The organism is Micromonospora chokoriensis, assembly GCF_900091505.1.
In the GTDB taxonomy this organism is placed as follows: Bacteria; Actinomycetota; Actinomycetes; order Mycobacteriales; family Micromonosporaceae; genus Micromonospora; species Micromonospora chokoriensis.
In genome coordinates this window covers 2,690,870-2,715,465 of the sequence record NZ_LT607409.1, presented here as the reverse complement: position 1 = coordinate 2,715,465, position 24,596 = coordinate 2,690,870, and the positions used below count along the sequence as shown (strand labels likewise).

Sequence of the window (24,596 nt, the reverse complement as noted above, 5' to 3'; positions counted from 1 at the left end):
TTCGACGGCCTCCACAATCGGCCGTGTGCGAGCGAGCCAAGATTACGCCCGCCGCAGCTCCTCGGGCCGCCTCCGACGCCACCCACCTCGCCGCCCTCGCCGCGGCCAGCTTCGGGCTCGGTCACCGGGTGGCCGACACCGTCCGATGTGGCGAGTTCCGGGAGTCGGTCGTCCGCACGACCACCGGGTGCGTGGTGACCTACCCGGCCGGGCGTTCCGCCCTGCTGACCCTGGTCACCGTGTCGCCCGGCGAGGATCTCGAAGCGCTGCACGAGGAGGCCCGCGCCGTGGCCCGTCGGGCCGGCACGGTGGTGGACCGGCGCGGTGGGGGTGTCGGCGCCACCGCCGTTGCGGAGGCACACGGGCCGCTGGCCGTGCGTACACCGATGGCGACCCTGCCGGCGCAGTTGCGCCGCCCGTCCCGACCCACCTGGCGTCGGCCGCCGATCTGAGGGTCGGCGGCGGACCGGCCGTCCGGTCCGCCACCGACCCACGTCAGCGGCTGTCCGACCCGCCGGTCTCCACCACCGCGCGGCCGGCCTCCAACCGGGCCACCGGCACCCGGAACGGCGAGCAGGACACGTAGTCCAGGCCGACCTCGTGGAAGAAGTGCACCGAGTCCGGGTCGCCGCCGTGCTCACCGCAGACGCCGAGCTTCAGGCCGGGCCGGGCCGCTCGACCCTCCTCGGAGGCGATGCGCACCAGCCGACCGACGCCGTCGCGGTCGATGGACTCGAACGGCGAGATGCCGAAGATGCCCAGCTCCAGGTAACGCCAGAAGAACGCCCCCTCGACGTCGTCGCGGGAGAAGCCCCAGCCCATCTGGGTCAGGTCGTTGGTGCCGAAGGAGAAGAACTCGGCGGCCTCGGCGATCTGCCCGGCGGTCAGCGCCGCCCGGGGCACCTCGATCATGGTGCCGATCAGCACCTCGACGCCGCTGTCCCCGACCACATCCGCGATGATCTTTTCGGCCTCGGCGCGTACGGTCTCCAGCTCCTGCACGGCCCCGACCAGCGGCACCATGATCTCCGGGCAGGCGGTGCCACCCGCGCGGCTGACCGCGACGGCCGCCTCGGCGATGGCCCGGACCTGCATCGCGAAGAGACCCGGGATGACCAGGCCGAGGCGGACGCCCCGCAGCCCGAGCATCGGGTTCTCCTCGTGCATCCGCCGGACGGCGGCGAGCAGCGCCTCCTCCTTGGCCACGTCCTCGCCACGCTCCTGCGCGACCGCCACGTTCACCGCGAGCTGCTCCAGCGGCGGTAGGAACTCGTGCAGCGGCGGGTCGATCAGCCGGACGGTGACCGGCAGGCCGTCCATCTCGCGGAAGATCTCCACGAAGTCGGCCCGCTGCAACGGCAGCAGCGCCTCCAACGCCGCCTCCCGCCCGTCCGCGTCGCGGGCCAGGATCAGGCGTTCGACCAGCTCCCGCCGGTCGCCGAGGAACATGTGCTCGGTGCGGCACAGGCCGATGCCCTCGGCGCCGAAGCGCCGGGCCCGGGCGGCGTCCGCGCCGGTGTCGGCGTTCGTGCGGACCGCCAGCCGCCGCCGGCCGTCGGCGTGCGTCATGATCCGGTGTACGGCCCGGACCAGGGCGTTGTCGACGTGCTCGGCGTCCAGGCTGCCCTCGAAGTACTGCACCACCTCCGACGGCATGACCGGCACCTCGCCCAGGTAGACCTTGCCCGTGGTGCCGTCGATGGACACGACGTCGCCCTCGTCGACGGTCTGCCCGGCCACGGTGAACCGCTTCGCCGGCACGTTGACGTCGATCTCGTCGGCACCCGAGACGCAGGTCTTGCCCATCCCCCGGGCGACCACGGCAGCGTGACTGGTCTTGCCGCCGCGCGAGGTGAGGATGCCCTTGGCGGCGATCATGCCGTTCAGGTCGTCCGGGTTGGTCTCCCGGCGGACCAGGATCACCGACTCCCCCTCGGCGGCCAGCTCGACGGCCCGCGCGGAGGTGAAGACCACCTTCCCGGACGCCGCGCCGGGCGAGGCCCCGATGCCCTTGGCGACCGCCTCGAACTCGTGGTCGAGCTGGAAGCGGGGGAACATCAGCTGCGCGAGCTGCGCGCCGTTGACCCGGTGCAGCGCCTCGTCCAGGTCGATGAGGCCCTCGTCGACGAGCTGCCCGGCGATGACGAACGCGGCGGCGGCCGTCCGCTTGCCGACCCGCGTCTGCAGCATCCACAGCTTGCCGCGCTCGATGGTGAACTCGATGTCGCAGAGGTCCCTGTAGTGCTCCTCCAGCCGGGCCATGTACCCGAGCAGCTCGTCGTAGGACTGCTTGTCCAGCCGCTCCAGCTCGTTCAGCGGCACGGTGTTGCGGATGCCGGCGACGACGTCCTCGCCCTGGGCGTTGGCCAGGTAGTCGCCGTAGATGCCCTGCGCCCCACTGGCCGGGTCACGGGTGAACGCGACCCCGGTGCCGGAGTCGGGCCCGAGGTTGCCGAAGACCATGGTCACCACGTTGACCGCGGTGCCGAGGTCGGCCGGGATCCGCTCCTGGCGACGGTAGAGCACGGCGCGCTCGGCGTTCCACGACTCGAAGACCGCCCGGATGGCGAGGTCGAGCTGTTCACGTGGCTGCTGCGGGAACTCCCGACCGGTGTGCTTCACAAAGATCTTCTTGTACGCGTCGACCAGCCCACGCAGGTCGTCGGCGTCCAGATCCAGGTCGTTGTGGGTGCCCTTGGCGTTCTTGATCTCGTCCAGCGCGTGCTCGAACTCCTCGCCCGGCACCTCGCAGACGGTCTTGCCGAACATCTGGATGAGGCGGCGGTAGGAATCCCAGGCGAACCTGTCGTTCTGTCCGGCCTGCGCGGAGAGGCCGACCACGCTCTGGTCGTTGAGGCCGACGTTGAGAACGGTCTCCATCATGCCGGGCATGGAGAACTTGGCACCGGAGCGGACCGACACCAGCAGTGGGTCCTGCGGGTCGCCGAGGCGCTTGCCCATCGCGCGCTCCAGCGACTCCAGGTGCGCCTCGATCTGCCCGGCGAGTCCGTCCGGCTCCCGTCCCGTGGCGAGGTACGCCTGACACGCCTCGGTGGTGATGGTGAAGCCCGGGGGCACGGGCAGGCCGAGGTTGGTCATCTCGGCGAGGTTGGCGCCCTTGCCCCCGAGCAGGTCCTTGAGGTCCTTGTTGCCCTCGGAGAAGTCGTAGACGTACTTGTGATCGACGGTCTCTTGCGCTGCCACCAGAGCCTCCACAACACACGCGCCGGATTGACACTTAACGAAGGTTCAGTTTTCTGTACCCCGAGGCGGACCACCGGTAATCCCGGGTCGACGCCGATCGGTGGGCGAAGGTTAAGCGAACATCGAGCGACCTGGGACCGTTCGGTGACAATTGGCACAGCCATCACGACTATCCGTGTTCGTACCGTTTTCTGGGAACGCTTCCACGCGCACCAACACGCACCCCCGCCGAGCGTCGTACGCTGGATGGCACGCCAACCGGTGAACCTCACTTTTGCCATAACCGACGCGAATACACCCCCGGAGTCGCCGCCGTGTCGACCGCCCACTCCCCCGGCCCTGCCACCACCCCTGCGTCGCTGTCCGCGGAGGAACCGGGCGTGGCCACGCTGGCCCGCACGGCCGAGCAGGCCGCCCGCACCCTGCTCGCCCCGGCGGCCCCGCACCGGTTGGCCGACGTCGTCCCGGCCCCCCGGCAGGTCCAGCCGGACCCGGCCGGAGACTGGACACTGCCGGCCGAAGCGGTCATCGTGGCCAGCTCCGACCCCGCCGTCCTGGCCGTCGCCGAGCAGCTCGCCGCACTGCTGCGCCCGGCCACCGGCTACCCGCTGCCGGTCACCGACGCCGCCGCACCGGCAGCGGTCGACGGCATCGCGCTGGTGCTGGACGACACCGCCGCCGACCTGGGCGCGGAGGGCTACCGGCTGGAGGTCACCACCAATGGGGTACGCGTCACCGCCGGCACCGCCGCCGGCCTCTTCCACGGCGTGCAGACGCTGCGCCAACTGTTCCCGGCGGCCGTCGAGAGCCCGACCCCGGTCACCGAACGGTGGGCGCTGCCCGGCGGCACCATCACCGACGCACCCCGGTTCCCGTACCGGGGCGCGATGCTCGACGTCGCCCGGCACTTCTTCGCCGTCGAGGACGTCCTGCGGGTGGTCGACCACCTGGCCCGGTACAAGCTCAACCACCTGCACCTGCACCTCACCGACGACCAGGGCTGGCGGATCGCCGTCGACTCCTGGCCGAAGCTGACCACCGTCGGCGGGGCGACCGCTGTCGGTGGCAGCCCCGGCGGGTTCTACACGAAGGCCGACTACACGCGGATCGTCTCCTACGCGGCCGCCCGGCACATCACCGTCGTCCCGGAGATCGACCTCCCCGGGCACACCAACTCGGCGCTGGTCGCCTACCCGGAGCTGGCACCGGACAAGATCGCGCCGCAGCCGTACACCGGCACGGAGGTGGGTTTCAGCTACGTCGACCCGGCCGACGACCGGACGTACGACTTCATCGCGGACGTCCTGGGCGAACTGGCCGCGATCACACCCGGGCCCTGGCTGCACATCGGCGGCGACGAGGCGTTCAAGGTGAAGGGCGAGGTCTACACCGGTTTCGTCGAGCGGGTCCAACGCATCGTCGCCGGCCTCGGCAAGACCGTCGTCGGCTGGCACCAGCTCGCGCCGGCCGCCCCCGTCGACGGGCGGGTCCTCCAGTGGTGGGGCACGGACGGCGAAGACCCCACCACGGCCGAGGCCGTACGCCAGGGGGCCCGACTGATCGTCTCCCCCGGTAACCACGCCTACCTGGACATGAAGTACGCCGCGGACACCCCCATCGGGCACGACTGGGCCGGCCTGATCGACGTGCGGAAGGCGTACGACTGGGATCCGGGCACCCACGTCGCCGGCGTGCCCTCCACGGCGGTCATCGGGGTGGAGGCCCCGCTCTGGACCGAGTCGGTCACCTCACTGGCCGACATCGAGTTCCTGCTCCTGCCCCGGCTCCCGGCGATCGCCGAGCTGGGCTGGTCGCCCCGGGACACCCACGACTGGGCCGGTTTCCGCGACCGCCTGGCCGACCACGGCCACCGGTGGGACGCCGCCGGGATCACCTTCCACCGCGCGCCAGAGATCCCCTGGCCGACCGGACCGGCCATTCCCGCACAGCGCGACCCAGCCGTGCCCACCCAGCCCGACACCACCCGATAGGGCGTTGACCTGACATAGCGACCGCCTCGGTGATCGACTCCAGATCGCCGAGGTGGTGGCATCCTTGACCCGAACACCCCCACATCGCCGCCCCGGCGTGGGTCACCCCGCCCCGATGTCCGTTATCAGGCGTAACGTCCCGTGGCCGGGGCCACCCGGATGGCGGAATCGCCGGCCGGGCGGGGTCGTTATACCTGGCACGCCACCGCGACCGTCGGTCGCCGGTGCAGGGCAGCCGCCGGGAACACCGGCCGGGCCGCCCCGGTTACATCCCCCGCACCACCGAGCAGCACGGGCCGAGGAGCCCGGCGGAATGATCCGCCGCCCCGGACCGTTGTGGTCTGTCCCGACGCCGGCCCCACCGGGTCGCCGGGCAGTGAACTTTCCCCGCATGGCCGTCCCCCTTGAGTCGTGCGGGTTCCCCCGATGAAGCAGAGGAGCACGCCATCATGCGTACCGATCTGATTCGTAAGACCGCCCTGACCGCCGCCGGCCTCGCCTTCACCGGCGGCGCCATCGCCGGACCCGTCACCACCGCCTTCGCCGCCCCGAACACCAGCAAGCCCGCGTCGCAGACGCAGACCGACCGCAACGGCCACGGCGAGCGTCAGCTGGGTGTGCGCTACGAAGCCCAGCCGAACTTCTACTACTGCGGCCCCGCCGCCGCCCGTAACGCCCTGTCCGTGCAGGGCAAGGACATCAGCGTGGACGCCATGGCCAAGGAGATGGGCACCACCGAGGCCGGCACCAACTCCATCAACGACATCACCCCGGTGCTGAACAAGGAGACCGGCAAGAACGACGCCTACCACTCCGTCGAGATCAGCACCCCCAAGGCCGACGACAAGCAGACCGACAAGCTGCGCGCCGACGTCGTCAAGACCGTCGACGACGGCCGGGCCGTGGTCGCCAACATCGCCGGCACCACCACTGACACCGACGGTGGTATCCACTCCTTCGAGGGTGGGCACTACATCAGCGTCGTCGGCTACCGCGACAACGGCGACATCGTCAAGATCGCCGACTCTGCCGACCCGAACACCGCCTCCTACGAGGTCACCGTCGAGCACCTCGCCGACTGGATCGCCACCCGCGGCTACGCCACCAGCTAAACCACCACAACACACCAACGAACACCGAAGGGCCGGACCCCACCAAGGGGCCCGGTCCTTCACCATGCTCGAATCAGGTGTCCGCGCCCCGCGCCCCGCGCCCCGCGCCCCGCGCCCCGCGCCCCGCGCCCCGCGCCCCGCGCCCCGCGCCCCGCGCCCCGCGCCCCGCGCCCCGCGCCCAAGATCCTCACAACATCGGCGATAGTGCTACCTCCGACACGCGGGACACACCAACATCCCCAGTGTTGCGCGGATCTTCACAACGCGCGCCCGGCACGGGGCTGTCAGGTGTATCGCGGATCCTTTGGAGCTGATGTCGTAGACGAATCAGCGTCGCAACGGCATCCGGAGCGCCGCGATGGCAGCGCCACCCTGCGCCAGCGCCGTGCCAGCGCCACGCAAGGCCAGCGCCGCGCAAACGCCACGCAAGGCCAGCACCGCGCAAACGCCACGCAAGGCCAGCGCCACGCGAGGCCAGCGCCACGCAAGGCCAGCGCCGCGCAAACGCCGTGCCAGCGCCGTGCCAGCGCCACGCCGTGCCGCGTAGCGCACTCCGAGCTCAGGTCTTGACTCGTTTACGACATCAGCTCGACAGCCTGCCGCACCCCCGAGTCCGACCTCCGCGCCCGCCGGAAGCGAAGCAGGGCGGCACCCGACAAAGACCCCTGCAAAGAGACCACGCCGGCAGAGCAGGGACACGCCAGCAGAGCAGAGACACGCCGGCAGAGCAGAGACACGCCGCTGACGGTGTCCCGGCGCGGACCAGAGGCTCAGCCGCCGGAGTCGTCCATCTCGGCGCCCTCGGGGACGGTGTCGTCGTCCCGGCTGGCCAGCCAACCGTCCGGCAGGGCGACCTTGCCCGGCGAGTTGGTGCGCCCGCGCGGCTGGCCCAGCGTGGCCACCGGGAACGGCTCGGTCGGGTCGAGCTTGCCGAGCAGGTCGTCGAGCTGGGCCAGGCTCTCGATCATCGCCAGTGAGCGGCGCAGTTCGCCGCCGACCGGGAAACCCTTGAGGTACCAGGCGACGTGCTTGCGGAAGTCGGTGCAGCCGTCGCGTTCGCCTCGGGCCGGGTTGCGGGCGCCCGCCACGAACTGGTCCACCAGCAGCTCGGCGTGCCGGCGCATGGTCGCCGCCACCTCGCCGAGGGTGGGCAGTCGCCGTTCCGGCCGGCCGTTGAAGGCGGCCTCCAGGTCGGCGAAGAGCCACGGCCGGCCCAGGCAGCCGCGACCGACGACCACGCCGTCCACGCCGGTGTGCGCGACCATCCGCAGCGCGTCGTCGGCCTCCCAGATGTCACCGTTGCCGAGCACCGGCACGTCGAGGGCCTGCTTCAGGGTGGCGATCGCGTCCCAGTCGGCGGTGCCCGAGTACCGCTGCGACGCGGTCCGCCCGTGCAGGGCAACCGCGGCCACGCCGGCGTCCTGGGCGGCCAGGCCCGCTTCGACGTACGTCAGATGGTCGTCGTCGATACCCTTGCGCATCTTGACCGTGACCGGCACCCCGGACGGTGCCGCGGCGTCCACGGCGGCCTTCACCAGTCGGGCGAAGAGCCGACGCCGCCACGGCAACGCCGCACCGCCGCCGCGTCGGGTGACTTTGGGGACCGGGCAGCCGAAGTTGAGGTCGATGTGATCGGCCAGGTTGCGCTCGACCACGATCCGGACGGCGGCTGCGGTGATCTCCGGGTCGGTGCCGTAGAGCTGGAGGCTGCGCGGCTTCTCGTCGTCGCCGAAAGCGATCATGCGCAGCGTCTTCGGGTTGCGCTCGACCAACGCACGCGTGGTGATCATTTCGCAGACGTAGATGCCGCCGCCCTGCTCCCGGCAGAGCCGGCGGAACCCGACGTTGGTGATCCCGGCCATCGGGGCGAGCACCACCGGCGGCCACACCTGGTACGGCCCGAGAGTCAACGGCCGCAGCACGGGCATGGTCGAGGCAGTCACCGCACAAGTGTACGGGGCCCCGACCGGCGCTCATCGCGTCGGCCGAGGCCCCGTGCGCAGCGTCTCAGCAGCCCGGAAGTCGCTCGATCAGGTAGCGCTCGACCTGGTCCAGGGAGACCCGCTCCTGGGCCATGGTGTCCCGGTTGCGCACCGTCACGGCGTTGTCGTCCAGCGTGTCGAAGTCGACTGTCACGCAGAACGGGGTGCCGATCTCGTCCTGCCGGCGGTAGCGGCGGCCGATCGCCTGCGAGTCGTCGAACTCCACCACCCAGCGCTTGCGCAGCAGGGTCGCGAGGTCCTTGGCCTTCGGCGACAGCGCCTCGTTGCGGGACAGCGGCAGCACCGCCACCTTGACCGGGGCGAGCCGCGGGTCGAACCGCATCACGGTGCGCTTGTCCACGCCGCCCTTGGTGTTCGGCGCCTCGTCCTCGTCGTACGCCTCCAGCAGGAAGGCCAGCACGGCGCGGGTCAGACCCGCGGCCGGCTCGATGACGTACGGCATCCAGCGCTCACTCTTGGTCTGGTCGAAGTACGACAGGTCGACGCCCGAGTGCTTGCTGTGCGTGGAGAGGTCGAAGTCGGTGCGGTTGGCGATGCCCTCCAGCTCGGCGAACTCGCTGCCACCGAACTGGAAGCGGTACTCGATGTCCACCGTCCGCTTCGAGTAGTGCGAGAGCTTCTCCTTGGGGTGCTCGAAGAGGCGCAGATTGTCCGCCGACAGGCCGAGGTCGAGGTACCAGTTCCAGCGCTCCTGGAGCCAGTACTCGTGCCACTGCTCGTCGGTGCCCGGCTCGACGAAGAACTCCATCTCCATCTGCTCGAACTCGCGGGTCCGGAAGATGAAGTTGCCCGGCGTTATCTCGTTGCGGAACGACTTGCCGGTCTGCGCGATGCCGAACGGGGGCTTCTTGCGGGCGACCGTCTCGACGTTCTTGTAGTTCACGAAGATGCCCTGCGCGGTCTCCGGGCGCAGGTAGTGCAGACCCTCGTCGCTCTCCACCGGGCCCAGGTAGGTCTTCATCAGGCCGTTGAACATCTTCGGCTCGGTGAAGGTGCCCTTGTTGCCGCAGTTGGGGCAGTTCAGCTCGGACAGCGAGGTCAGCGGCTTGCCGTGCTTCTCGGCGTACGCCTCCTCCAGGTGGTCGGCCCGGAAGCGCTTGTGGCAGAACTGGCACTCGGTCAGCGGGTCGACGAACTCGGCGATGTGGCCGGACGCCTCCCACACCTTGCGGGCCAGGATGACGGCGGAGTCGAGACCGACCACGTCGTCGCGCTGCTGGACCATGGTCTTCCACCACTGCCGGCGAACGTTCTCCTTGAGCTCCACGCCGAGCGGACCGTAGTCCCACGCCGATCGGGTGCCCCCGTAGATCTCGCTGGAGGGGAAGACGAAGCCTCGGCGCTTGGCGAGGCTGACGACGGCGTCGATACGGTCGGCTGGCATGTTTCCTCCTACGCCGGCTGGCGGTCGGCGGGGGCGAGATGTGGATGGAACGGTCAGTTCGGGACCACGGTACGACCACCGGGGCCCTGAGCCCAGCAGAATACCGGGGGCGGGTCAGCTGACCCCGCAGACCTCCACGCCCCCGGTCTGCCCGTCCTGGCCGAGGCTGACCTGCTGCTGCTCCCGATCGCCGCCGGCGAGCGTCACGTCGACGGGAACGGTCAGGGTGGTGGTGTCCACCTCACCGATCCGGAACGCCGCGACCTGCGGCTCGGCGGCGGCACGCCGTTCGAACTCGGGCCGGGACTCACGCCGCTGCGCGTCGTCGCACAGCTGGTCGTACGCCCGCCCGTAGTTGCGTTCGACGAGCGCCTGGTAGTAGTCGCCGGTCACGGTGCGGGCCTGCTCCCGGATCGCCTGCACGCCGCTGACGGCCAGGCCGACGACGGCGGTGCCGCCCCCACCACAGCAGAGCAGCACGGCGAGCGCGCCGACGCCGAGGCCGAGCCAGAGCCGGGTGCGGCGGCCCTCGGTGGGCGGCGCGGCGAACGGCGGAGCCACCCCGGGTCCGGGTGGCGGGGCGGGTGCGGTCATAGGAGCAGCGTAGTGTCCGGCGGCTCAGCGGTAAGGACCCGCAGCCCGATCACTCTCGGCGACGACCACCGCTCCCCCGGGTGCTGCGACGGCCAGCGCCTCGTACGCGGAGGGCTCGTCGACCGACTCGGCGAGCAGCGGCACGGCGCTGACCTTGACGTCGAAGGCGCCGAGCGCCCGTCGGTAGGTGCCGACGGACTCCCATTCGGTGACCAGCGACCAGTACCGGGGGTCGTCGAGTGCCCGGACCAGTTGACCGCGCAGGTAGCCGGGGCGGGCGGCCAGGGCGGTGAGGGCGGCGTGCGCCCGTTCGGTGAAGTCGTCGGCGACATCGACGTCGACCACGAACCGGTTGGTCACCAGCAACGGGGTCCCCTCCTCGTAGAGTCTGTGGGATGCAGCGTACGCAGCGCCCTCTGCTCGCCCGGTTGGCCGGGGCGAACCCGACGTCGGTGTTCCTGCTCACCCTGGTGGTGGTGCTGGTGGCGTTCTTCACGCCGGGGGTGGTCGGCGGGCTGCTGACATTGGCGCTCGCCGCGGGTCTGATCGCCCTGTTGGCGACGACCTGGGCGGTTCAGGCGCCGCGGACCCGCCTGATCCGGCTGCTGATGCTGACCCTGCTCGTGACTGTCGGCCTCGCGAAGCTGCTCTGACATGCAATCATGCGTTCATGCGTTTTTGACAATCATTATCGTTGCCACGGACAGTTGTTCACATGATTAACCGCTCCACGTACCGCGTCCTGGCCGCCGCGGCCGCCCTGCTCGCCCTGGGCGCCGGGGCCGGCTGCTCCACCGGTGACTCGGCCGGCGCCGACCCGAAGAGAGTCGACGTGGTGGCCGCGTTCTACCCCCTCCAGTTCCTCTCCGAGCGGATCGGCGGCGACGCCGTCCGGGTGACCAACCTGGCCAAGCCCGGTGCCGAGCCGCACGACCTGGAGCTCAACCCGAGCCAGGTCGGCCAGGTCAGTGACGCGGAGCTGATCGTCTACCTCAAGGGTTTCCAGCCGGCCGTGGACGACGCCGTCGCGCAGAACGGCGGCGACCGGGCCTTCGACGTGACGAGCGTGCAGCCGCTGCTGGACGCCTCCGCCGGCGGGCACGACCACGAGGGCGAGGAGGGTCACACCGAGGACAGCGGCGGCAAGGACCCGCACGTCTGGCTCGACCCCACCCGGCTGGCCGGCATCGGCGACCAGCTCGCCCAGCGGCTCGGCGCCGCCGACCCGGACCACGCGGCCGACTACACCGCCCGCGCCGCGACGCTCCGCGCCGACCTGACGGCCCTGGACAGCGAGTTCAAGACCGGCCTGGCGACCTGCCAGCGGCGGGAGATCGTGACCAGTCACGCGGCGTTCGGTTACCTCGCCGACAGGTACCAGCTCGACCAGGTCGGCATCACCGGGCTGAGCCCGGACGTCGAGCCCTCGCCGCAGCGGCTCGCGCACGTGATCGAGGAGGCGAAGGAGCACCAGGCCACCACGATCTTCTTCGAGACGCTGGTCAGCCCGAAGGTCGCCGAGACCATCGCCGGCCAGGTCGGCGCGAGGACCGCCGTGCTGGACCCGATCGAAGGGCTCGCCGCCGGCAGCAACGGGGACTACCTTTCGGTGATGCGTACCAACCTGCAGACCCTGCAGACGGCCTTGAGCTGCTCGTGACCGCACCTGTCATCACCGTCGAGCACGGGGTGGTCGGCTACGACGGCCGCCCCGTGCTCCGGGACATCTCGCTCACCGTGACCGCCGGCGAGGTCGTCGCGGTGCTCGGCGCCAACGGGTCCGGCAAGTCGACACTGATCCGCGCCGTACTCGGGCTGGTGCCGCTCAGCGCCGGCTCGGTCACCCTCTTCGACCGGCCGCTGCGGCGCTTCCGGCAGTGGGCCCGCATCGGGTACGTCCCGCAGCGCCTGGGCGCCGGCGGCGGTGTGCCGGCCACCGTCCGTGAGGTGGTGGCCTCCGGCCGGCTGGCCCGCCGGGGGGTGCTCCGCCCACCGGGCCGCGCCGACCGCGCCGCCGTCGACGCCGCGCTGCTCGCCGTCGGGCTCGCCGACCGGGCCGGTGACCCGGTCGCCACGCTCTCCGGCGGCCAGCAGCAGCGCACCCTGATCGCCCGTGCCCTGGCCGGCAAACCGGAGCTGCTGGTCCTCGACGAGCCCACCGCGGGGGTGGACGCGGCCAGCCAGGAGGCGTTCGCCGGCGCGCTACGCGACTTCGTCGGCGACGGCGGGACGGTGCTGCTGGTCGCGCACGAGCTGGGCCCCCTGCGGCCGGTGATCAGCCGGGCTGTCGTCGTTCACGAGGGTCGTATCGCCCACGACGGCGCGGTACCGGACCCGGCCGGGCACCACGCGGCGCCCGACCACGACCACGTGCACCCGCACTGCTACGACGAGCCCGCCGGGCTGTGGAGCAACTGACCGATGGAACTCTTCCAGTACCCCTACATGCAGCGCGCCCTGATCGGCGCTCTGGTGATCGGCCTGGCCGCCCCGGCGCTCGGCATCTACCTGGTGCAGCGCCGACTGGCGTTGATCGGTGACGGTGTCGGGCACGTGGCGTTGACCGGCGTCGGGGCCGGCCTCCTGCTCAACCGCTCACCGGTCCTGGTCGCGGTGATCGCCGCCACCATCGGCGCGGTCGCCATCGAACTGGTGCGCGCCCGGGGGCGTACCTCCGGTGACCTGGCCCTGGCCCTGCTCTTCTACGGCGGCATCGCGGGCGGCGTCCTGCTCGTCGGCCTCTCGGACGCGACCAGCGCGAACCTCAACGCCTACCTGTTCGGGTCGCTGACCACCATCTCGCCCGCCGACCTGGTCACCATCGCGGTGCTCGGCGCGGCGATCCTGGTCACGATGATCGCGTTGCGGCCGGCGCTCTTCGCGGTCAGCCACGACGAGGAGTACGCCCGGGTCTCCGGCCTCCCGGTACGCACGCTGAACCTGCTGATCGCGGTCGCCACCGCGGTCACCGTGACCATCGCGATGCGGGCCGTCGGGGTGCTCCTGATCAGCGCGCTGATGGTGGTGCCGGTCGCCACCGCCCAGCAGGTCACCCGGGGGTTCCGCAGCACGATGGCCGCCGCGATGGCGCTCGGGCTCTTCGCCGCCGGCTCCGGTGTCTGGGTGGCGGCGACGGCGGACACCGCTCCCGGCGCCTCGGTGGTGCTGGTGGCGATCGCGTCCTTCCTGGTCGTGGCCGTGGCGGGCGGCATCTGGCGGACACTGCGCCGCCGGGCGACACCGGCGCCCGCCCCAGCACCCGAACCGCACGAGGTCGTGCTGAGCTGATCCTGATCAGCGGGACGTCGGTGGTATTGGTTACCGTTGCAAGATGACCAGCGCGACGGGTTACGACGGGTTCGACGGGGCCAGCGAACTGCTCCGCGCCCTGTCCGCGCCGATCCGCCTGGCCATCGTCAGCGAGCTGGCCGACGGTGAACGATGCGTGCACGAGCTGGTGGAGAAACTCGGCGCCGCGCAGCCGCTGGTCTCCCAGCACCTGCGGGTGCTGCGCGGCGCGGGAGTGGTCCGCGGTTCCCGCCGTGGTCGGGAGATCGCCTACAGCCTCGTGGACGAGCACGTCGCGCACATCGTGGCGGACGCCGTCAGCCACGCCGGGGAGGGATCATGAGCGAGAGCAGCGCCGCGGTGCGTAACACGCGGCAACGCTCGGCGGTGAGCGCGCTGCTGGGCGAGATGGAGGGCTTCCACAGCGCCCAGGACCTGCACGCCATGCTGCGGCAACGCGGTGAACGGGTGGGCCTGACCACCGTCTACCGCACCCTGCAGGGGCTCGCCGACGCCGGCGAGATCGACGTGATGCGCCCGCCGGGCGGCGAGCACCTCTACCGCCGGTGCAGCGAGGGGCACCACCACCACCTCGTCTGCCGGGCCTGCGGGCGCACCGTCGAGGTGGCCGGCCCGGCCGTGGAGAGCTGGGCCGACCGGGTCGCCGCGCAGCACGGCTACGCCGACGTCAGTCACACCCTGGAGATCTTCGGCACCTGCCCGACCTGCGTCCGCTGACCAGCCTGTCCGCGTGACAGATCGCCCGCCACCAGGGGTTCGTCGAGATCGACCGGTACGTCCTGCCGGGCGACACCATCGCGTTCGTGGACCTGCAGCTCGCCTGCTCCCAGCCGCCGCCGATCGACGGGTGCCGGGGCGTCGTCGTTCGTGGCACGCTGTCCGGCGTGAAAATCTATGCCGATCGGTTTCCGACCGCCGCCCGTCAGTTGCTCACCGACCTGCTCGTCGTCGCCTGGGTGTACGCGGCGGTCCGGGGCGCGCTGTGGCTGCACGACCTGGTGCAGAAGCTCGCCGTACCGGGGCAGAAGCTGGAGGGCGCCGGCAGTGGCCTCGCCGACAATCTCGCCGACGCGGGCGGCAAGGTCCGTCGGGTCCCGCTGGTGGGTGACGAGCTGACCGCGCCCTTCCGGCAGGCCGCCGACGCCGCCCGGGGGCTCGCCGACGCCGGTCGGGACCAGCAACACCTGGTCGACCAGCTCGCGCTCGCCCTCGCCGTCGCAGTGCTGATCTTCCCGCTCGGCCTGGTGCTCTTCGGCTGGCTGCCGTTGCGGGTGCGCTGGATGCGCCGGGCCGGGTCGGCCGCGAAACTGGCCGCCGGGCCCGCCGGCCGGGACCTGCTCGCCCTGCGCGCGTTGGCCACCCAGCCACTGGGCCGGCTGACCCGGATCGCGCCGGACGTCGCCGAGGCGTGGCGGCGCGGCGACGACGCCACAGTCGACGCGCTGGCCGCGTTGGAGCTGCGCCAACTCGGTCTCCGCACCCGGGACCGCTAAGACCCCACCCGCGCCACGGGTCGCCACCGCGGCCCGCCTTGATCAAATGATGAAGAGTAGGTCTCCGTGCTGTCTCTGAGCTACTTTCCATCACTTGATCAAGGGAAGCGTGGTGGGCCCGCTGGGCGTGTGCGCTGCGCCGACTCGGGCCAGAGCGGCCCGGGCCGCTAAGGTCTCCGGGTGTTCTACTTCCTCGTCGTCATCGCCGTCCTGCTGCTCGGCTACGCCGCTGTCCTGGTTGCCTTCCTCCGGCGGGGCAAGAAGATCCCGCCGGCGGCGTACCTGGCGCTGGCCGGGCTCAACGGTCTGATCCTGGCGGGCGTGCTGGCCTGGGCGGTCTCCCGCTGACCGCCGCTGCCGCACTGCCCTCCGCACTGGCTGCCGGGCAGCCCTCCGCGCAGCCCTCCGCACTGGCGGCCGGGCAGCCCTCCGCGCAGCCCTCCGCACTGGCGGCCGGCTGATCGACTCCAGGTCGGCGGTATCGAGGCGGGACACCACCACCTCGCCAATACGCAGTCGATCAAGCCAGACAGCGCACGAGGCGGCGGGGTTACGGCTTCGGTGGGATTCGGCGGCGAACGTCTTCGGCGGCGGACGGGCCGGGAGCCCAGCGGGCGACCCAGGGCAGCTCGTCGGACGGGGTGATCACACCCTCCTCCAGGCCCGCGTACCGGCCGGCGAGGATCCGCTTCGCGGCGACGGTGTCGACCGAGTCGGTGTTGTCCCACAGCGCGGCGAACAGGGCGTCGACCCGCACCCGCGCCTGCCTGCAGAACAGGTCGGCCAGCTCGACGTTCTCCGGTCGGGTGTCCCGTTCGGCGGAGGCCCGGACACAGACCGCTGACATCGCGAACAGCTCGGCGCCGATGTCCACCACACGGCCGAGGAACGCCTGCTTGCGCTCCATCTTTCCCTGCCAGCGCGACATCGCGTAGAACGTCGAGCGAGCCAGCTTGCGCGACGACCGCTCCACCTGGCGCAGGTGTGCGGCGAGCGGCCCGAACTCGGCGTACGCCGAAGGGCTCTGCCCCCGGCCCACGGCGAGCGTGGGCAGCCACTTCGCGTAGAACGCACCGGCGCGGGCGCCGGCTCTGGCCTTGCGGCCCAACCCGGCGTCCGGGTCGATGATGTCGCCGGCCACCGACAGGTGCGCGTCGACCGCCTCCCGGGCGATCAGCAGGTGCATGATCTCGGTGGAGCCCTCGAAGATCCGGTTGATCCGCAGGTCGCGCAGCATCTGTTCGACGGCGGCCGGGCGTTCGCCCCGGGCGGCCAGCGAGTCGGCCGTCTCGTAGCCGCGCCCGCCCCGGATCTGGATCAGCTCGTCGGCGATCGTCCAGGCCATCTCGCTGGCGTACAGCTTGACCAGCGCCGCCTCGATCCGGATGTCGTTACGGTCGTCGTCGGCGAGCAGGCAGCAGAGGTCGAGCATGGTCTCCATGCCGTACGTGGTGGCGGCGATGAAGGAGAGCTTCTGCGCGACCGCCTCGTGCTCGCCCACCGGCCGACCCCACTGGACCCGGTCGGCGGCCCAGCCCCGGGCCACGTTCAGCGCCCACTTGCCGGCGCCCACGCACATCGCCGGCAGGGAGAGCCGGCCGGTGTTCAGCGTGGTCAGGGCGATCTTCAGCCCCTTGCCCTCGCCGCCGATGACGTTCTCGGCGGGCACGAACACGTCGTGGAACCGGGTGAGGCTGTTTTCCAGGCCGCGCAGGCCGATGAACTCGTTGCGGCGCTCGACGGTGATGCCCTCGCTGTCACCCTCCACCACGAAGGCGGTGATCCCACCTCGACGCCCCTCGCCGGCCGGCACCCGGGCCATCACGACCAGCAGAGTGGCCACGATGCCGTTGGTGGCCCACAGCTTCACCCCGTTGAGCCGGTAGCCGGTGCCGTCCTCGGTCGGCTCGGCGGTGGTGGCCAGCCGGGCCGGGTCGGAGCCGACGTCGGGCTCGGTGAGCAGGAAGGCGGACACCTCGCCGGCGGCGAGGCGGGGCAGGAAGGTCTGCTTCTGCTCGCCGGTGCCGAACATCTTCAGCGGCTGCGGCACACCGATCGACTGGTGGGCGGAGAGCAACGCGCCGATGGCCGGGCTGACCGAACCGGCGAGCATCAGCGCCCGGCAGTAGTGCAGGTTGCTGAGGCCGAGCCCGCCGTACTTCCGGTCGATCTTCATGCCGAACGCGCCGAGGTCGGCCAGGCCATGGAACACCGAGTCCGGGATGGAGCCGTCGCGTTCGATGGCCGCGCCGTCCACCTCGGTGGTCAGGAAGGTGCGGAACCGGCCGAGGAAGGCCTCGGCGCGGGCGGCGTCGCCCGGGTCGGACCGGGGCCACGGGTCGATCAGGTCGAGCCGGAACCGACCGAGGAACAGCTCCTTGCCGAAGCTGGGTCGGTCCCAGGTGGACTCCCGGGCGGCCTCGGCGACCTGTCGGGCCTCCTTCTCGGAGACCTGCCCGGCCTCTGCCGGCAGCGGCGCGGCGGCGCCGGTGGTGGCTGGGGAGTCGGGATCGTCCGGTGCCGGTCGGCCGTTATGCGTCGTGGTCACGGCTGCCCCCTCGAAGCTCGATGCGGCTACCGCCACGCTACCCCCGGTTGTTACCCAGGGGTAGCGGTGCGTGCGGATCGAGGTGGTCAGCGGCCGATGCTGGTGTCCGGGTCGTCGTCATCGTCGTCGATGTCGTCCTCACCCCAGTTGCGCCGGGCGAACGGCAGGATCATCCAGAACGTGAGGAACCAGACGCCGGTCAGGGCAGTGAGCAGGAAGGCGATCGGCCGGTCCAGCACGAAGTCGGTGATCAGCAGTACGGCGCTGACCATCGCGATCAGCATGAAGGCGAGGCCCCCGCTGGCCATCCGGTGGGCGAAGCGCACCAGCTCCGGCTTGCGGCCCTGCCGGAACAGCGCCCGGTGGAACGCCACCGGCGAGATGATCATTGCGGTGGCGGCTGCCGCCGCGAGCAGCGCGACGATATAGACGTCCCGCTGGAACTCGCTGGTCCGGGTGAACCCGTTACTGAACGGCAGGGTGAGCAGGAAGGCGAAGAGGATCTGCACGCCGGTCTGTGCGACCCGCAACTCCTGGAGCAGGTCGGCGAAGTTGCGCTGCCAGCGCTGCTTCTCGGTCTCCTTGGACACGCGCTACCTCCGGTGAGACGCTACTGCCGGCGGTCCCGGCCGCCGGCAGCAACGCCAATGCCCCACCCGGCCGAGCGCGAAACAGGTTCACGACATCTCCCGTTCACTTCGCAGACGCAGTCCGCCGTCGGGGCGGGGCACCGGCGACGGTCTCAGGACCCGCGCCGGATGCGGCCCGCGTACCGGGTCTCCAGCTCGGTGTTGTGCGCGTCGCCGTCCGGGATGTTCGCTGACAGGTAGACCGGGGGCCGCTCCCCCGCCGCCAGCAACCGCGCCACCACCTCCACGGTGACCTGCTGGGCGAGCAGGGCCGCGGTGATCGAGGAGACCGCGCCGACGGCGCCACCGCCGGGAAGGGGCAGGGTCGCGTCGCCGTACGGGGCTCCGTTGTCGAGCACCACGTCGGCGAGGTCGCTCAGCTTGCGCCCGGACGGGTGCCGGGAGGTCATCCGGCCGGAGTGCTGCGCCGAGGTGATCGCCACCAGCCCGTGGCCGCGTTCCTTGACCAAGCCGGCGAACTCCACCATCGCCCCGTTGACACCGGAGTTCGAGGCGAGCACGAACACGTCGGTGGGCCGCACCGGGGCCAACTCGTAGAGGCGGTGCGCCACGCTCGGGTCCCGTTCCAGCATCGGACCGAGCCGGTCGGCGGGTTCACCGCCGAGCAGCACCAGGTCACGCAGCGCGATCCGGTTGGTCGGCACCAGACCACCCGCCCGACCCGCGATCTCCATGGCGAGGGCCTCCGAGTGCCCCGTGCCGAACGCGTGCACCACACCGTCGGCGCGTACGGCCTCGGCGATCAGGTCGGCGGCCCGGCCCACCGCCTCCCGCTGGCTGGCGGCCACCCGGCCGATCGTCTCGGTCACCACGGCCAGGTAGTCCTCGGCACTCACCGTCATGCGTCCTCCGTCGTCCGATTGCAGGCCAACAAGTCAACCGCGCCCGAGTCGAGCACGTCGACCAGGCAGGGCGCCCCGCGTTCTACCAGCTCAGGCCGTCCCGCCGGCCCGGGCCAGGATCGCCTCGGCGAGTGGGCCCGGCGCCGCGTCCGGGATCCAGTGACTGACGCCGGCCAACTGCACGAAGCGGTAGTCGCCGGTGACGTTCGCCGCACACGCCTCGGCGGCGGGCCGGCCGATGGCGACGTCCCGGTCACTCCACACGTACGTGGTGGGCACCGCGACCGGGCCGACCGCGGCCAGGTCGGCTCGGGACATCGCCCGGTACCAGTTCAGCGCTGCGGTGAGCGCCCCCGGCTCGCGCATCGGGTCGGCGTAGCGGTCCACCCGGGCACGGTCGCCGACCCCGCCGAGCAGTTTGCGCAACGCGGTGGCGTGCCACGCCAACAGCACCTTCTCCGCCTTGTCGGGCTCACGGAACAGCGCGATGTACGACGACCGGGCCTTCTGTCGGCTGTCGTTGCTCAGGGCGTACGCCATGGCCGCCGGGTGTGGGACGGACACCGCGGTCAGGGTGCGGACCCGCTCGGCGTGCCCGGCGGCCACCGCCCAGGCCACCACCGCGCCCCAGTCGTGCCCGACCAGGTGGACGGCGTCCAGGCCGAGGGCGTCGAGCACCGCCACCACGTCGGCGACCAGCTCGGGAATCCGGTAGTCGGCCACCGCCGTGGGCCGCGCGCCCGGCGAGTAACCGCGCTGGTCCAGCGCGTACGTGCGCAGGCCGGCGGCGTGCAGTGCCGGTAGGACGTCGTCCCACTCACCGCTGTGCTGCGGGAAACCGTGCAGCAGCAGAACCGGCACGCCGTCCGGCGGACCAGCGTCGGTCACCTCGAACGTGAAGCCTCGCGCGTCGACCCGCATGATCGGAAGCGTACCCATCCGGGGTCGGGCCGACCGCTCCCGCAGGTCAGGCGGGTGCCCTGCTGGGCCCGCACCCCCGGTCGGTGTTAGCGTCAGCGAGACAACTTCACATCCGACAGGGGAGCGCACAGCGCTGAGAGTGCGGGCACGCCCGCAGACCCTCGAACCTGATCTGGGTAATGCCAGCGCAGGGAGTTCGGTCGACCTCCAGCCGCGCCGCCGTCCGGTGCCACCGGACGCGGCGTGCGTCTTCTCCTGGTTCGCACTCACGAACTGGGAGCAACACATGACATCCACCACCGACACCCACCGTTGGCGCACGATCGACATCGTGGTCGCCTCGGTGATCGCTGTCGCCTTCGGCGTCATCTTCTGGGCGTGGGGCCTGGTCTGGAGCGCCACCGAGGGTGCGTTCACCTTCTTCCCGCCGGCGCAGGCGCTGCTGTACGGCGTCTGGCTGATGCCGGCCGTGATCGGCGGCCTGGTCATCCGCAAGCCCGGTGCCGCGCTCTACTGCGAGACGGTCGCCGCAGTCCTCTCCGCGCTGCTGGGCAGCCAGTGGGCCGGCACGGTGATCCCGCAGGGCATCGTGCAGGGCATCGGCGCGGAGCTGGCGTTCGCCGCCTTCCGGTACCGGTCGTTCCGGCTGCCGACCGCGGTCCTGGCCGGCGCGCTGACCGGTCTCAGCGCCGCGCTGTTCGACTTCTTCATCTGGAACGTCGACTACGAGCTGACCGACTACCGCATCCCGTACGCGCTGATCACCATCGTCAGCGCCACGGTGATCGCCGGCGCCGGTGGCTGGCTGCTGACCAAGGCCCTGGCCAACACCGGCGTCCTGGACCGGTTCCCGGCAGGCCGGGACCGCGCCCTGGTCTGACCCCGGTCCGGCTGCGTTGATCAAGAGGTTTGCGTCAACCGGAGGCGGAATCTGACGCAAACCTCTTGATCGACAACGAGTAAGCGTGCGAGAGGGGGGCCGGTGGGCGCTGTCGTTCTGCGGGGGTTCGGCTGGCGGCACGCTGGGCGGCGGGCCTGGGCGCTGCGGGGGGTCGACCTGCGGGTCGAGGTCGGCGAACGGGTGCTGCTGCTCGGCCCGTCGGGGGCCGGCAAGAGCACCCTGCTCAGCGCGCTGGCCGGGCTGCTCCCCGAGGACTCCGGTGAGCAGGAGGGCATCGTCGAGATCGACGGGCTCGACCCCCGCAAGGGGCGGGAGCGCGTCGGCATCGTCTTCCAGGACCCGGAAACCCAACTGGTGATGGCGCGCTGCGGCGACGACGTCGCCTTCGGGCTGGAGAACCGGGGAGTGCCGACCGACGAGATCTGGCCCCGGGTGGACGAGGCGCTGCACCGCGTCGGCTTCCCGTACCCCCGCGACCGCAACACGGCCGCGCTCTCCGGCGGCGAGCAGCAGCGCCTCGCCCTGGCCGGCGCGCTCGCCCTCCGCCCCGGCCTGCTGCTGCTCGACGAGCCGACCGCCAACCTCGACCCGGCCGGGGCCGAGCTGATCCGGCAGGCGGTGGCCGGTGCGCTGGACGCCGACACCACACTGATCCTGGTCGAGCACCGGGTCGCCGAGGCGCTGCCACTGGTCGACCGGGTGGTGGTCCTGGAACCCGGCGGCGGGGTCCGTGCGGACGGCACACCCGAAGCCGTCTTCGCCGCCCACGGCGCCGCCCTGGCCGCCGAGGGGGTGTGGGTGCCGGGTCACCCCATCGCGCCCCGCCCGGCCACCGCCGCGGCCGGGGAGCTGTTGCTCACCGCCGACCGGCTCGGCCTGCCACCCCGGCTGGCCTCCACCGATCTTCGGGTACGCGCCGGCGAGGCGCTCGCCGTCCGCGGACCCAACGGCGTCGGCAAGTCCACCCTGGCGTTGCTGCTGGGCGGGCTGCTCCGGCCGGGCACGGGGCGGGTCACCGCGTCCGCCGAATTGGCCGGCGCGGACCACCGCACTCCCCCGCACCGCTGGCGCGCCCCCGCCCTGGCCCGCCGGATCGGGTCGGTCTTCCAGGACCCGGAGCACCAGTTCGTCACCGGCACCGTCTTCGACGAGCTGGCGCTCGGCCCGCGCCGGACCGGTCAACCCGACTCAGCCGTCAAGCAGACAGTGGCCGAGCTGCTGGAACGGCTGCGGCTGGCCCGACTCGCCGCTGCCAACCCGTACACCCTCTCGGGTGGTGAGGCGCGGCGGCTGAGCGTGGCGACCGCCCTGGCCACCGCGCCCCGCCTGTTGATCTGCGACGAACCCACCTTCGGCCAGGACCGGCGGACCTGGCGGGAGCTGGTCGACCTCTTCGCCGACCTGCGCGACGCCGGACACGGCGTGGTCGCGGTCACCCACGACGCGGATTTCGTCGCCGCGCTCGCCGACCGCACTGTCACCCTACGAGCGACCCCGGGCGACGACCGATGATCAGTATCGAGCCGGTCGCCGCGCCCGATGCGCCACTGGCCCGCCGCAACCCGGTGGCGAAGGTCGCCGCCGCCCTGGTCTTCTCGTTCACCCTGCTGGCCACTCTGGACCCGGTGGCCCCGGCGATCGCCATCGCGCTCGAACTCGCCGTCCTGCCGCTGTTCGGCATCCGCTACCGGGTGCTGGCACGGCGGGCCTGGCCCCTGCTCCTCAGCGCCGCCGGCATCCTGGTGACCCTGGTGCTCTTCGCCGCCGACCGCTCCGGCCGGGTCCTGCTGGACGCGGGACCGGTGTTCGTGAGTACCGGCGTGCTGCTCACCGCGCTCGGCCTGGTGCTGCGAGTCTTCGCGGTGGCCCTGCCCGGAGTGATCGTCTTCGCGACCACCGACCCCACCGACCTGGCCGACGCGTTGATCCAGAACGCGAAAGCACCCGCCCGGTTCGCCATCGGGGCACTGGCCGCGTTCCGGCTGGTGCCACTGCTCGGCCAGGAGTGGCAGATGATCAGCATGGCGCGGCGGGCACGGGGCGTCGACGCCGGAGGCAACCCGCTGGCCAAGCTGCGACTGTTCGCCTCCACCGCGTTCGCGCTGCTGGTCGGGGCGATCCGCCGGGGCACCCGGCTAGCGGTGGCGATGGACGCTCGTGGCTTCGACGCCGGTACGCCCCGAACCGTCGCCCGCCGCCAGTACTTCACCCGCGCCGACGGGCTCCTCGTCGCCGGCGCGGCAGCCCTGGCCGGAGCTGCCCTGACCACGAGCGTCCTCCTCGGCACCTTCCGCCCCCTGATCGGCTGAGCCCGCCGCCCCGCTGCCCGCCCGACCGCCTGCTGCCCGCCCGACCGCCCGCTGGCCGCCCGACCCCCCGCCGCCGCCGCCCGCTGGCCTGCTGCCGCCTGCTGCCCGCCCGACCGCCCCGCCGCCGCCAAGATCCGCACAACAACAGGGATGTAGTGGCCTCGTTGGCGAAGGAGGCCACTACATCCCTGTTATTGCTGCCATGTCCCAGCGCCCCCGCGTAACGGGGACGCCAGGACGACCGATCAGCTGCGGCGGAAGGCGTAGCGGCGGGTCTGACCGGCCGGTCGGCTGCGGCCGCCGCCCGCGCGACCGCCGCCACCCTGGGGCGGTCCGGCCGTCGGTGCCGCCGGTCGCCCGGCAGACTTCGGCAGGGCTCCCACCGTCGGGGCGTCGACTGCCGCGGGCACGTCGATCGACGTCGTCAGCTCATCGAGCACCGCCGCCGGCTCGACCCGCACCGCCGGCAGCGCCGGCTCGACCCGCACCGCCGGCAGCGCCGGCTCTGCCAGCACCTCCCGCGACGCCGCGTCGGCCAGCGCTGCCCGCTCGGCCTGGATCGCCGGCTCGACCGCGAGGTCGAGGTCGGGGCGGGTTGCTCGGGGACGGCCGTGCTCGGTCGTCGGGTTGGTGCCGAGCGGTGTCTTACGGGACTTCTTCGGATTGCGCCTGGCAGGCATGCGGGCCTCCTTCAATGCCGACCGGAACGGCCGGTCCCGCGCGCCGGCGGCCGGTCGGATCGGCTGGTGACCGTCGCAACGCGACGGCCGAACGGTGGAGGGACTGCTCGCCGGGATCGGACACAGCCAGCGCCGCCGAACGGCGGAGGGGACATGCGGACGCCCGCGAGCGCACGGACCGCGGCGCGGGGCGGCGGGCCGGCTCGGAAGGTGGGGCGTCAGTAACGCATGTCCGTACCCTAACGGCCGCCCGACGGGACGCGCACCCGAATTACTGGCACGATCGGTACATGCTGATCGCGTTCTCGATCACCCCCCTCGGCGGCGACGACTCCGTGGGTGACCTGGTCGCCGAGGCGGTCCGGGTGGTCCGGGAGTCCGGCCTGCCCAACCGGACCGATGCCATGTTCACCACTGTCGAGGGCGAGTGGGACGAGGTGATGGCGGTGGTGAAGCGCGCGGTCGACGTTGTCGCCGCGCGGGCGCCCCGGGTGAGCGTGGTGCTCAAGGCCGACGTCCGGCCCGGGGTCACCGACGCGCTCACCGGCAAGGTCGCCCGGATCGAAGCCCGACTCGCCGAGGGTTGACCGGTCGCGTCGCCACCATCGGCAGCTTCGCGACCACCTGGCGTATCAGAGGGTGGATCACTGGTCCC

25 protein-coding genes and 1 riboswitch are annotated in these 24,596 nt (G+C 71.9%); of the genes, 15 read left to right on the top strand and 10 right to left on the bottom strand.

Annotated elements, in window-relative coordinates:
• Positions 1-23: 23 nt before the first annotated feature.
• A complete protein-coding gene (locus tag GA0070612_RS12915) occupies positions 24-452 on the top strand; it encodes a roadblock/LC7 domain-containing protein (protein WP_231924543.1) in 429 nt (142 codons plus the stop codon).
• 43 nt (positions 453-495) lie between these two features.
• On the opposite strand, the gene ppdK is transcribed toward GA0070612_RS12915, so the two are convergent.
• Positions 496-3,204: a pyruvate, phosphate dikinase gene (gene ppdK, locus GA0070612_RS12910; RefSeq protein WP_088991466.1), complete on the bottom strand. Its 2,709-nt coding sequence runs from the start codon at positions 3,202-3,204 to the stop codon at positions 496-498.
• Positions 3,205-3,446: 242 nt separating this feature from the next.
• On the opposite strand from ppdK, the gene GA0070612_RS12905 reads away from it, so the two are divergent.
• Together GA0070612_RS12905 and GA0070612_RS12900 are read left to right on the top strand one after the other, a co-directional pair.
• A complete protein-coding gene (locus GA0070612_RS12905; RefSeq protein ID WP_088988109.1) occupies positions 3,447-5,195 on the top strand; it encodes a beta-N-acetylhexosaminidase in 1,749 nt (582 codons plus the stop codon).
• Between the two features lie 449 nt (positions 5,196-5,644).
• The gene (locus GA0070612_RS12900; RefSeq protein ID WP_088988108.1) at positions 5,645-6,307 is read left to right on the top strand and encodes a C39 family peptidase; all 663 of its coding nucleotides are present in this window, start codon (positions 5,645-5,647) and stop codon (positions 6,305-6,307) included.
• Between the two features lie 770 nt (positions 6,308-7,077).
• On the opposite strand, the gene dusB is transcribed toward GA0070612_RS12900, so the two are convergent.
• The 4 genes from dusB to GA0070612_RS12880 form a co-directional block, all read right to left on the bottom strand.
• Positions 7,078-8,235, bottom strand: a complete 1,158-nt coding sequence (gene dusB / locus GA0070612_RS12895) for a tRNA dihydrouridine synthase DusB (RefSeq protein ID WP_088991465.1) — start codon at positions 8,233-8,235, stop codon at positions 7,078-7,080.
• 79 nt (positions 8,236-8,314) lie between these two features.
• Positions 8,315-9,694: a glycine--tRNA ligase gene (locus tag GA0070612_RS12890; protein ID WP_088988107.1), complete on the bottom strand. Its 1,380-nt coding sequence runs from the start codon at positions 9,692-9,694 to the stop codon at positions 8,315-8,317.
• Between the two features lie 114 nt (positions 9,695-9,808).
• A complete protein-coding gene (locus GA0070612_RS12885) occupies positions 9,809-10,288 on the bottom strand; it encodes an Rv0361 family membrane protein (RefSeq protein ID WP_088988106.1) in 480 nt (159 codons plus the stop codon).
• Between the two features lie 24 nt (positions 10,289-10,312).
• Entirely contained in the window at positions 10,313-10,654 is a 342-nt protein-coding gene (locus GA0070612_RS12880) for an antibiotic biosynthesis monooxygenase (protein ID WP_088988105.1), read from the bottom strand.
• 29 nt (positions 10,655-10,683) lie between these two features.
• Here GA0070612_RS12880 and GA0070612_RS12875 point away from each other — a divergent pair, with 29 nt between their 5' ends.
• From GA0070612_RS12875 to GA0070612_RS31830, 8 genes are all read left to right on the top strand, one after another.
• Complete coding sequence (locus tag GA0070612_RS12875) at positions 10,684-10,941, top strand: hypothetical protein (protein WP_088988104.1); 258 nt, start codon at positions 10,684-10,686, stop codon at positions 10,939-10,941.
• Between the two features lie 62 nt (positions 10,942-11,003).
• Entirely contained in the window at positions 11,004-11,948 is a 945-nt protein-coding gene (locus tag GA0070612_RS12870; protein WP_088988103.1) for a metal ABC transporter substrate-binding protein, read from the top strand.
• Positions 11,945-12,706, top strand: coding sequence for a metal ABC transporter ATP-binding protein (locus GA0070612_RS12865; RefSeq protein WP_088988102.1), 762 nt, complete (start codon positions 11,945-11,947; stop codon positions 12,704-12,706). Before GA0070612_RS12870 ends, GA0070612_RS12865 begins: the two co-directional genes overlap by 4 nt.
• Before the next feature lie 3 nt (positions 12,707-12,709).
• Positions 12,710-13,576, top strand: a complete 867-nt coding sequence (locus GA0070612_RS12860; RefSeq protein WP_088988101.1) for a metal ABC transporter permease — start codon at positions 12,710-12,712, stop codon at positions 13,574-13,576.
• Positions 13,577-13,619: 43 nt separating this feature from the next.
• Positions 13,620-13,919 (top strand): ArsR/SmtB family transcription factor, encoded by a 300-nt coding sequence (locus tag GA0070612_RS12855; RefSeq protein ID WP_088988100.1) that lies wholly within the window; start codon positions 13,620-13,622, stop codon positions 13,917-13,919.
• Entirely contained in the window at positions 13,916-14,314 is a 399-nt protein-coding gene (locus tag GA0070612_RS12850) for a Fur family transcriptional regulator (RefSeq protein WP_088988099.1), read from the top strand. The genes GA0070612_RS12855 and GA0070612_RS12850 overlap by 4 nt, the downstream gene beginning before the upstream one ends.
• 86 nt (positions 14,315-14,400) lie before the next feature.
• Positions 14,401-15,090: a hypothetical protein gene (locus GA0070612_RS12845; RefSeq protein ID WP_231924542.1), complete on the top strand. Its 690-nt coding sequence runs from the start codon at positions 14,401-14,403 to the stop codon at positions 15,088-15,090.
• 180 nt (positions 15,091-15,270) lie between these two features.
• Complete coding sequence (locus GA0070612_RS31830) at positions 15,271-15,438, top strand: hypothetical protein (protein WP_167393621.1); 168 nt, start codon at positions 15,271-15,273, stop codon at positions 15,436-15,438.
• Positions 15,439-15,640: 202 nt separating this feature from the next.
• On the opposite strand, the gene GA0070612_RS12840 is transcribed toward GA0070612_RS31830, so the two are convergent.
• The 4 genes from GA0070612_RS12840 to GA0070612_RS12825 all read right to left on the bottom strand — a co-directional run bounded on the left by GA0070612_RS12840 (position 15,641) and on the right by GA0070612_RS12825 (position 20,051).
• Positions 15,641-17,638, bottom strand: a complete 1,998-nt coding sequence (locus tag GA0070612_RS12840) for an acyl-CoA dehydrogenase family protein (RefSeq protein ID WP_088988098.1) — start codon at positions 17,636-17,638, stop codon at positions 15,641-15,643.
• 86 nt (positions 17,639-17,724) lie between these two features.
• Positions 17,725-18,228, bottom strand: coding sequence for a DUF6328 family protein (locus GA0070612_RS12835; RefSeq protein ID WP_088988097.1), 504 nt, complete (start codon positions 18,226-18,228; stop codon positions 17,725-17,727).
• Positions 18,229-18,380: 152 nt separating this feature from the next.
• On the bottom strand, positions 18,381-19,130 hold the full coding sequence (locus tag GA0070612_RS12830; RefSeq protein ID WP_088988096.1) for a sugar isomerase domain-containing protein: 750 nt from the start codon (positions 19,128-19,130) through the stop codon (positions 18,381-18,383).
• A 90-nt stretch (positions 19,131-19,220) separates the two neighbouring features.
• Complete coding sequence (locus GA0070612_RS12825; protein WP_088991463.1) at positions 19,221-20,051, bottom strand: alpha/beta fold hydrolase; 831 nt, start codon at positions 20,049-20,051, stop codon at positions 19,221-19,223.
• Between the two features lie 107 nt (positions 20,052-20,158).
• Positions 20,159-20,263: riboswitch (TPP riboswitch) on the top strand.
• A gap of 74 nt (positions 20,264-20,337) precedes the next feature.
• Here GA0070612_RS12825 and GA0070612_RS12820 point away from each other — a divergent pair.
• From GA0070612_RS12820 to GA0070612_RS12810, 3 genes are all read left to right on the top strand, one after another.
• Positions 20,338-20,931 (top strand): ECF transporter S component, encoded by a 594-nt coding sequence (locus tag GA0070612_RS12820; protein WP_088991462.1) that lies wholly within the window; start codon positions 20,338-20,340, stop codon positions 20,929-20,931.
• A gap of 102 nt (positions 20,932-21,033) precedes the next feature.
• On the top strand, positions 21,034-22,464 hold the full coding sequence (locus GA0070612_RS12815) for an ABC transporter ATP-binding protein (protein WP_088988095.1): 1,431 nt from the start codon (positions 21,034-21,036) through the stop codon (positions 22,462-22,464).
• A complete protein-coding gene (locus tag GA0070612_RS12810; protein ID WP_088988094.1) occupies positions 22,461-23,261 on the top strand; it encodes an energy-coupling factor transporter transmembrane component T family protein in 801 nt (266 codons plus the stop codon). Before GA0070612_RS12815 ends, GA0070612_RS12810 begins: the two co-directional genes overlap by 4 nt.
• Positions 23,262-23,506: 245 nt before the next feature.
• On the opposite strand, the gene GA0070612_RS31405 is transcribed toward GA0070612_RS12810, so the two are convergent.
• Complete coding sequence (locus GA0070612_RS31405) at positions 23,507-23,941, bottom strand: hypothetical protein (protein WP_157742461.1); 435 nt, start codon at positions 23,939-23,941, stop codon at positions 23,507-23,509.
• Positions 23,942-24,231: 290 nt separating this feature from the next.
• Between GA0070612_RS31405 and GA0070612_RS12800 the strand changes: the two genes are divergently transcribed.
• Positions 24,232-24,528: a thiamine-binding protein gene (locus GA0070612_RS12800; protein ID WP_088988093.1), complete on the top strand. Its 297-nt coding sequence runs from the start codon at positions 24,232-24,234 to the stop codon at positions 24,526-24,528.
• The last annotated feature ends 68 nt before the right edge of the window (positions 24,529-24,596 follow it).